The organism is Pseudomonas brassicacearum, assembly GCF_003732175.1.
GTDB classification, from domain to species: domain Bacteria; phylum Pseudomonadota; class Gammaproteobacteria; order Pseudomonadales; family Pseudomonadaceae; genus Aquipseudomonas; species Aquipseudomonas brassicacearum_G.
In genome coordinates, this window is sequence record NZ_MOBI01000054.1 from 1 (window position 1) to 7,619 (window position 7,619).

Sequence of the window (7,619 nt, forward strand, 5' to 3'; positions counted from 1 at the left end):
ATCCCTTATCGTAAGGGGGAAACGGTGTCCTGTCTTTCATGGGGCTCGTTCAGGCTGTATGTAGTGGTCTGCTCGGAATCTCTTGCAAGGGCCTGGTCGGTGCCAAATCCGCTGCTAACTCACAGAATGGATGCTGATGTTTCTGGGACACCGGATTGCAGGCTGTCGCCTGCTCGGTATCCGTCCGGCCAAGTCATCTACCCAGCCCCGCAAGGCCAGGACATGGTATGCACTTTAAATTTAAGTGGGCACCAGTTCTAGCCTTTTAAGCGGGTATTTCATGCAGCCACAACGCCGTTCCTACTCCAAGTCCTTCAAGGCTCAAGTCATTCAAGAGTGTGCCCAGCCCGACGCTTCGATTGCCAGCATCGCACTCAGCCATAGCCTCAACGCTAACCTCGTCCACAAATGGATTCGGGTGCAAGCGCAGAAAAGCACGGCGCTGCAACCTGCATTCATTCCGTTGCCAATGCAACTGGCCGGCGCAAATTCGCACGCATCATCATCGAGTATCTGCGTTGAGATCCAGCACCCGCGCGGCACCGTCAAAGTGAACTGGCCAACCGAAAATGCTGCTGCCTGCGCGACCTTTCTTCGAGACCTGCTGCGATGATCCGCATCGACTCCATCTGGCTCGCCACCGAGCCGATGGACATGCGAGCTGGCACCGAGACTGCGTTGGCCAGAGTGATCGCGGTGTTCGGTGCGGCGAAGCCGCACTTTGCTTATCTGTTCGCCAACCGCCGCGCCACTCGTATGAAAGTTCTGGTGCATGACGGCTTCGGCATCTGGCTGGCTGCTCGCCGGTTGAACCAAGGTAAGTTCCACTGGCCAAGCATTCGCCATGGCTCTGAAATAGAGTTGGGTACCGAGCAACTCCAGGCCCTGGTGTTGGGCCTGCCATGGCAGCGCGCGGGCTCCAGCGGTGCGATCACACTGCTTTAACGGCTGCCATTAGCCTATCGGTCTATCGCCGCGAATTGCCTGGTCTGGCAAAATCGGCACCATGACTTCGCTCCCCAATCTCGATCACCTTACCCCTGAACAACTGCGCGCTTTGGCGGCGCAGTTGATGCAGCGTGTCGAGACGATGGGCAAGACGGTCGAGACCATGGGCAAGAAGATCAACCGCGACCAGACGGTTATCGAGAAACTGACCCATGAGATCGCGCAGCTCAAGCGCTTGAAGTTTGCCAAGCGCAGCGAGCAGTTGAATCCGCAGCAGGCCAGCTTGCTCGATGACCTGATCGATACCGATATCGCGGCGATTGAAGCTGAGCTTCAGTCCTTGCAAACCGCTCCGACACCGACCGAGAAAAAGCAAAAGCCTAAACGCAGTGCGTTGCCGGCAGAGTTTCCACGCACGTTGATCCATCACGAACCAGACAACACTCACTGCTCATGTGGCTGCGAACTCAAACGCATCGGTGAGGACGTCAGCGAGAAGCTGGACTATACGCCCGGCGTGTTTAGCATCGAGCGTCATGTCCGGGGCAAATGGGTCTGTGATGACTGCGAAACGCTGATCCAGGCGCCGGTTCCGGCGCAGATCATCGATAAGGGGATCCCTACCGCTGGGTTGCTGGCCCACGTCATGATCGCGAAGTTTGCCGACCATCTGCCTCTTTACCGCCAGGAATCGACTTTCGGTAGAGTGGGCTTGGCGATTCCACGTTCAACGTTGGCTCAATGGGTTGGCATGACGGGCGTGCAGTTACAGCCTCTGGTCGATGCGTTGCGCGATGTAGTGCTCGGGCAGCAGGTCATTCATGCCGATGAAACGCCGGTACAGATGCTCGTTCCGGGCTCAAAGAAAACCCACCGTTCCTATGTTTGGGCCTACGCCACCAGTCAGTTCTGCGAAACCGCGGCTGTCGTTTATGACTTCAGCCCCAGCCGCGCCGGTGAGCATGCTCGTAACTTTCTGCAAGATTGGAAAGGCAAGCTGGTGTGTGATGATTTTGGTGGCTACAAGGCCAGCTTCGAACTCGGCGTGACCGAGATCGGTTGCATGGCCCATGCGCGACGTAAGTTCTTCGAGCTGCACGCCACCAACAAAAGCATGCTGGCCGAGCAGGCCCTGCGTTATATCCAACTGCTATACGAAATCGAGAGCTAAGTCCGCGACCTGAGGCCGGATTTACGTCGCCGAATACGGCAAGAAAAAGCCGTACCGGTGATGGATATGCTGCACGCCTGGATGATCGCCCAGCGTGATCTCGTGCCCGAAGGTTCGGCTATCAGCAGAGCATTGGATTACAGCATGAAACGCTGGGCAGCGCTGTCGCGCTACCTCGGTGACGGGGCCGTACCCATTGATAATAATTGGTGCGAGAGCCAGATCCGGCCATGGGCTCTTGGACGTAAGAACTGGCTCTTCGCAGGGTCGCTACGCAGCGGAAAACGAGTGGCGGCGATCATGAGTTTGATCCAGTCTGCGCGGCTCAACGGGCATGATCCGTATGCTTATTTGAAAGACGTTCTCACGCACCTACCGACGCAGCGGGCGAGTGAAATCGATCAGTTGCTGCCGTACAAATGGGCACCCGTTTAATCTCAAGGTATGTTGACGGGCTCTTGGTGCCCTGAGCAGCATAGAAATCACAAGATAGATTGTGCTATCTATATATTTACATTAAGCACAGATGAGTACGTATGAAAAGCGGGCAGACAGTACTTATTACAGGCGCGACCAGAGGAATAGGCCGAGCCCTAAGTTTTAGTCTAAGAGACTTAGGGTGGAATGTGATCGGCATCGCTAGGCATCCCACTGAAAATTTTCCTGGCAAGTTGTTGCTCTGCGATCTGACAGATATTCAACAAACGGATAAAGCTCTTTCAGAGTTGCTAAAGGAATTTTCAATAGATGCAATCGTCAATAATGCAGGCATTGCTGCACCACAAAGTCTCGAAACCCTAGATCTGGCGACCCTCCAAGCTGTCTTAGACCTGAATGTCCGGGCTTCGGTGCAGATTGCGCAGGCATGCTTGCCATCCCTTAAACGCTCTACTGCCGGACGTATAGTGAACGTGTGTAGTCGGGCAATTTACGGAGCTCGTGATCGAACGTCTTATGCCGCAGCCAAAAGCGCGTTGGTAGGCATCACTCGCACCTGGGCACTTGAGTTAGCACCTCTCGGCATCACCGTAAATGCTGTAGCTCCGGGCCCGATAGAGACCGAGCTTTTTCGAAAAACAAGACCTGTGGGTGGGGACGAGGAGCGTAAAATACTTTCGACAATTCCTATGCAGCGGCTAGGCAGTCCGTCGGAGGTTGCGTCGTTGATTGCGTTTCTCCTGAGTGATGGGGCCTCCTACATCACGGGTCAAGTGATTGGTGTCGACGGCGGAGGAAGTCTCGGCGGTCGATAAGGCTATTCGGAGTTTCGACCTGAGTGCGACCTCGGGAACATGTGTTGGCCGGACGGTTACCCTGCTCGGGTTTATCTGCAAATGGATTCAGGCCGGTGTAATGGAAGATGGCCGTAGGGTGGCTGCGACCAAGGGGACTCCCCACGGCGCAGTGATATCGCCATTGCTGACGAATATCTATCTTCGTGGGTTTCAGCACGCAATGGCAGGCTCAGCAGTTTCTGGTGCAGTTGCAGGAACGCTTGGCCAAGTTTGGTTTATCTCTCAATGCCTCGAAGACACGGCTGATTGAGTTTGGTCGTTTTGCAGTAAAGAATCGCAGGCGGCGAGGGCTGGGTAAACCGGAGACGTTTGACTTCCTGGGCTTCACGCACTGTTGTAGTACGAACAGAAGCGGTGGGTTTCAAATACTGCGACTGACAGTCAAGAAGCGAATGCGTGCGATGCTGCTGGCCATTCGGGATGAATTGAAACGCCGACGCCACGAGTCTGTTCAAGTCGTGGGTCAGTGGCTTACCCGGGTGGTCACGGGCTACTTCAATTACCACGCGGTGCCGGGAAACCTGATAGGTCTTGGTGGTTTTCGTCTGGCGGTATGCCGTCTTTGGCAGCAAGCCCTCACACGTCGTAGCCAGTGAAATCGGCTTCAATGGTCACGCTACGAACGCCTTGCCGACTTCTACATACCTAGACCCAGAAATGCACATCCTTACCCTGAGGATCGCTTCGCGTCATATACCCGAGGCAGGAGCCGTATGCGGTAGTTCCGCACGTACGGGGCTGCGGGGGGCAGGTAACCGCCATCTCTACCGCGACCCGAGATTTACCAAAAAAGCATTTTCAATGCCAGACCTATAACAACTATATTGAATACGGTCTCCATCCACTCGTCGCCTTTCTTTAGTGCAAACTTAGATCCGGCATTTGCGCCAAGTAGCGTGCCAATAATAAGGCAGCAGCCATACTGCCAGTTAATGATGCCACTCACTCCAAATATCATTAAGGAGCCTATTGATAATACTAGCCCTCCGACCTTTCGAGTGCCAACTGACTCGCTAATGGTTTTTTTAAAGAAGATTATATATAAATAAGTTGACAGCTTGGCTTGTCCTCCAAATAAGCCGCCGATCATGCCAATTGGAATGAAGAGAATGTATCCCAAAAGCCGTCTGGCCATCGATGGGGTAGTGTCGGGCGAGCTGGGTTTTTTTGTAAGAGAGAGCGCGACGAGCAATAAGGTCAGCAAGCCAATTATTCTGTGCAGCAGTGAAGGGTCTATTTGAAGAAGCAAGCTCGCACCTACAAGAGCACCAAGTAGTCCTAGAGCAGCAGCTGGTATTGCCACCACATAATCGACTTTTCCTTTGTTGTGGAAATGTCTCAAGCCGGCAACCATGGTACCTACCGAGGCTAAGCGGGCTGTAGCAATTGAAGACTGAGGTGGTATTCCGAGCCAAATCATCACAGGGACCGTCAGGAATACGCTTCCACCCGTGTTGGTGCCCACGAATCCCGTTATGACCCCAAGAATGACCAAGCCGACTCCTGTCATCCATTCGCTGTAAATCATATCGCTACGCTCGCTTAATGAAGATGTAAGTCTTTTGTTATTCGCTCAGGCACACAGGGTCAACCCAGTGGTAGCAACTCCTATCTCTAGCGTTGGCCGTAAGGTGTAGTTTTGCGGTATGCACAAAGCTGTATTCGCCGATGATTGGTCGGCGGCGGTCAAATGTATCTCCAATTGCTTTGGAAACGGTGTTGCTGAGCTTTAGTACTTTCCGGCTTTTTCCGGTGCAAGGTATTGAGTTGTAGTGAAGGTTTGTAATTAGAAGGCATGTCTCTGTGATGCCGCATCGTTCTCCAATACCATTTACTGTGCAGGAGACAAAAGTTACTCCAGCTTCAATTGACGCCAGAGTATTGGCCATTGCTAAGCCCCTGTCGTCGTGAAAATGCACCTCAAGATCGATATTGGGAATGAATTTTTTAATCAGTCCTATGGTGGATTGGACCTTGAATGGCTCACAGATTCCTAGTGAGTCTGCGAAACAGATCCTGTCCGCTCCCGCATTTTTGGCAATCTCAAAAGTGTCAATTAAGTCTGCAAGAGGAGTTCTAGAGGAATCTTCAATGGTGTAACGAACTTTTAGTCCTGGCGATTTTGCATGCATGATGCTTCGCCTCACTAACTCTTGTATTTCTGCTTTTGTTTTTCTGAGCCTGTGCTTTTGTGATGTTTCATTAATACCTGCAAAGATTCCAACCCAATTCGCCCCCGTTGCCGATACTGCATCGATATCGTCTTTATGGGCGCGGGCATGCGCAAGTATATTTTTTGCAAACTTTGATTTCACAAGTGAAGATACTCTATCAAACTCTTGCCTCGAAGCGTAAGGGTGGCCTGCTTCGATAAATTCGATACCCGCCTCAGCAAGGGCTTCAGCGATGACTAATGTGGATTTTGTTGTAAGCTTAACCCCCGGAGCTTGATTTCCTTCCCGCAGCGTTGAGTCGACAAGAGTGATAAATGTCATATATACAGTCCATTGTCTTGTAGGGAGGCTTAAATGCATTTTGCATTTTCTATGACTTTGTGTTGTGTCGAATACGAGAATAATTTTTCTTCGTTCACATCGACCCCCAATCCAGGCTTGTCGACCGAAAGGATGACTTTTCCATTTGAGAATGAATAGCAAGTCTCGTTAATGATGTCGTCGGCGAACCTTTCGGTCGGACACCCGTATCCTGTGGTTGCGACATTTTTCAGCGTAGAAACAAAATGATGGAGTGCTGCCGTACCAATGCCGAACGGATGCATGCTCCCCGTGCTGATTTGTAGGTCAGAAACTTCGGCAGCAGCACATAGTCGACGCGAAGACAATATTCCACCAGATTTAAAAGGTTTCAGGCATATCGCATCTGCTGCGTTGAAATGAATGATCTCTTTGAGATCTCGATTGGTAAATAGACTTTCATCGGCAATTATCGTCGTGGAAACATTGCGCTTTACCTCGGCTAACCCAGCTATATCGTGGCCGGGCGTTGGTTGCTCTACAGCGAAAACACCATGTTGTTCTATGCGCTTGATAAATTGGATAGCCGTGGGAATGTCATATGCGCAGTTAGGATCTACTTCAAGCTCGAAATCGTCACCTAATGCTTGCCTGACTGATTTAAAACAGGCGTAATCTTCTTTAAGAATGCCGGATCCTTTAAGTGTTAGTCGCTGGTAGCCAAGGCCTTGTAACTGGAGCGCCCGTTCAGTGACTTCTTTGGGGGAGGCAAAGGGCAGGCTACGGCTCACATTGTAGCTAAGGTTATGTGCACCACCCAATAAATTACAGACTGGAACGTTAAGGATTTTTCCCGCCAGATCCAAAAGAGCGTGATCTATCGCGCATTTAGCAAAAAGATGCCCTTTAATTAGGGTGTCGAGAGCACTCATGAGGACTTCAAACTTACACGGGTCTGTGCCGATGATCGCTGGGCATAAATAAGCCTCAAGTACGGCGAACATCGTTTCAGGCGTATCTCCCTGTGCAGGATAACCTCTAGAGATAATGCCTGACTCGCCCCATCCGACTAGTCCAGTGTCAGTTGTTAATTTTAATACGACATGGCGGCCTTTGGCAGTGATATTGGTAGCGGTCTGATAAGGGGATTTGTAAGGAACTTCGGTCAAAAAAACTTCGGCTTTGGCGATAAGCATATCGGCAACTTCCTGTTGGCTGTCATGGGTGACTAGCAAGCTGAAGCGGAATTTAATTTATTGGATCCAACCTTATCAAGTATCGAGGCTGATACATTTTCTTTACGCTTCGTGACAGAATTTCATTCTTCTACCTATTGCTTTTATTTGATCAAGCAGAAAGTTTAATTTTTTTTATTAAATTCAAATTATTACAAATCATTACAGATTGAGTCAGGATCTTTTAAAATGCGCTTTTATACTTTTTGACAAAGTTCAAGTATGGCTTTTATAGCCATATAATCTAAGGATATTCACTTTTTAGTGTCAGAGAGGATCTTGTGTAGGTCCGTGTGTGAGTTCACGCCGTTTTTGGCCCTTTTTCGCGCTACCTTTGGCACCAATCCTGTCTGATATTTCTCTTCTTTTCTCCGCTTTTTCGCATGTCAGATAGCCTTGCCAAACGCCCTGTTTCCGGGCGATTAGGGCGTTTTTCCTCACTCGCTGCGGATTCCACGCCATCCGGCCACTCATTCCACTAACATCCGGCCACCTG

Annotated in this window: 8 protein-coding genes and 1 pseudogene; 5 read left to right on the forward strand and 4 right to left on the reverse strand. The window is 50.8% G+C overall.

Going from position 1 to position 7,619, the window contains the following annotated elements; all coding sequences use genetic code 11:
* Positions 1 to 280: 280 nt before the first annotated feature.
* From tnpA to BK658_RS29740, 5 genes and pseudogenes are all read left to right on the forward strand, one after another.
* Positions 281 to 613: an IS66-like element accessory protein TnpA gene (gene tnpA / locus BK658_RS29715; RefSeq protein ID WP_259740169.1), complete on the forward strand. Its 333-nt coding sequence runs from the start codon at positions 281 to 283 to the stop codon at positions 611 to 613.
* Entirely contained in the window at positions 610 to 945 is a 336-nt protein-coding gene (gene tnpB / locus BK658_RS30570) for an IS66 family insertion sequence element accessory protein TnpB (RefSeq protein ID WP_123585412.1), read from the forward strand. The genes tnpA and tnpB overlap by 4 nt, the downstream gene beginning before the upstream one ends.
* A 61-nt stretch (positions 946 to 1,006) precedes the next feature.
* A pseudogene (tnpC, locus tag BK658_RS29725) lies at positions 1,007 to 2,554 on the forward strand (IS66 family transposase).
* Positions 2,555 to 2,655: 101 nt separating this feature from the next.
* Positions 2,656 to 3,372, forward strand: coding sequence for an SDR family oxidoreductase (locus tag BK658_RS29730; RefSeq protein ID WP_123585413.1), 717 nt, complete (start codon positions 2,656 to 2,658; stop codon positions 3,370 to 3,372).
* Between the two features lie 185 nt (positions 3,373 to 3,557).
* Positions 3,558 to 4,010 (forward strand): RNA-dependent RNA polymerase family protein, encoded by a 453-nt coding sequence (locus BK658_RS29740; RefSeq protein WP_259740170.1) that lies wholly within the window; start codon positions 3,558 to 3,560, stop codon positions 4,008 to 4,010.
* Between the two features lie 185 nt (positions 4,011 to 4,195).
* Here the strand turns inward: BK658_RS29740 and BK658_RS29745 are convergent, their stop codons facing one another.
* The 4 genes from BK658_RS29745 to BK658_RS30185 form a co-directional block, all read right to left on the reverse strand.
* Complete coding sequence (locus BK658_RS29745; RefSeq protein WP_123585415.1) at positions 4,196 to 4,942, reverse strand: sulfite exporter TauE/SafE family protein; 747 nt, start codon at positions 4,940 to 4,942, stop codon at positions 4,196 to 4,198.
* 37 nt (positions 4,943 to 4,979) lie between these two features.
* Positions 4,980 to 5,909 (reverse strand): LeuA family protein, encoded by a 930-nt coding sequence (locus BK658_RS29750; RefSeq protein WP_185019931.1) that lies wholly within the window; start codon positions 5,907 to 5,909, stop codon positions 4,980 to 4,982.
* 29 nt (positions 5,910 to 5,938) lie between these two features.
* Complete coding sequence (locus BK658_RS29755) at positions 5,939 to 7,084, reverse strand: mandelate racemase/muconate lactonizing enzyme family protein (protein ID WP_123585417.1); 1,146 nt, start codon at positions 7,082 to 7,084, stop codon at positions 5,939 to 5,941.
* A 306-nt stretch (positions 7,085 to 7,390) separates the two neighbouring features.
* The coding region (locus tag BK658_RS30185; RefSeq protein WP_221178632.1) for a hypothetical protein at positions 7,391 to 7,619 on the reverse strand (229 nt) is incomplete at its 5' end.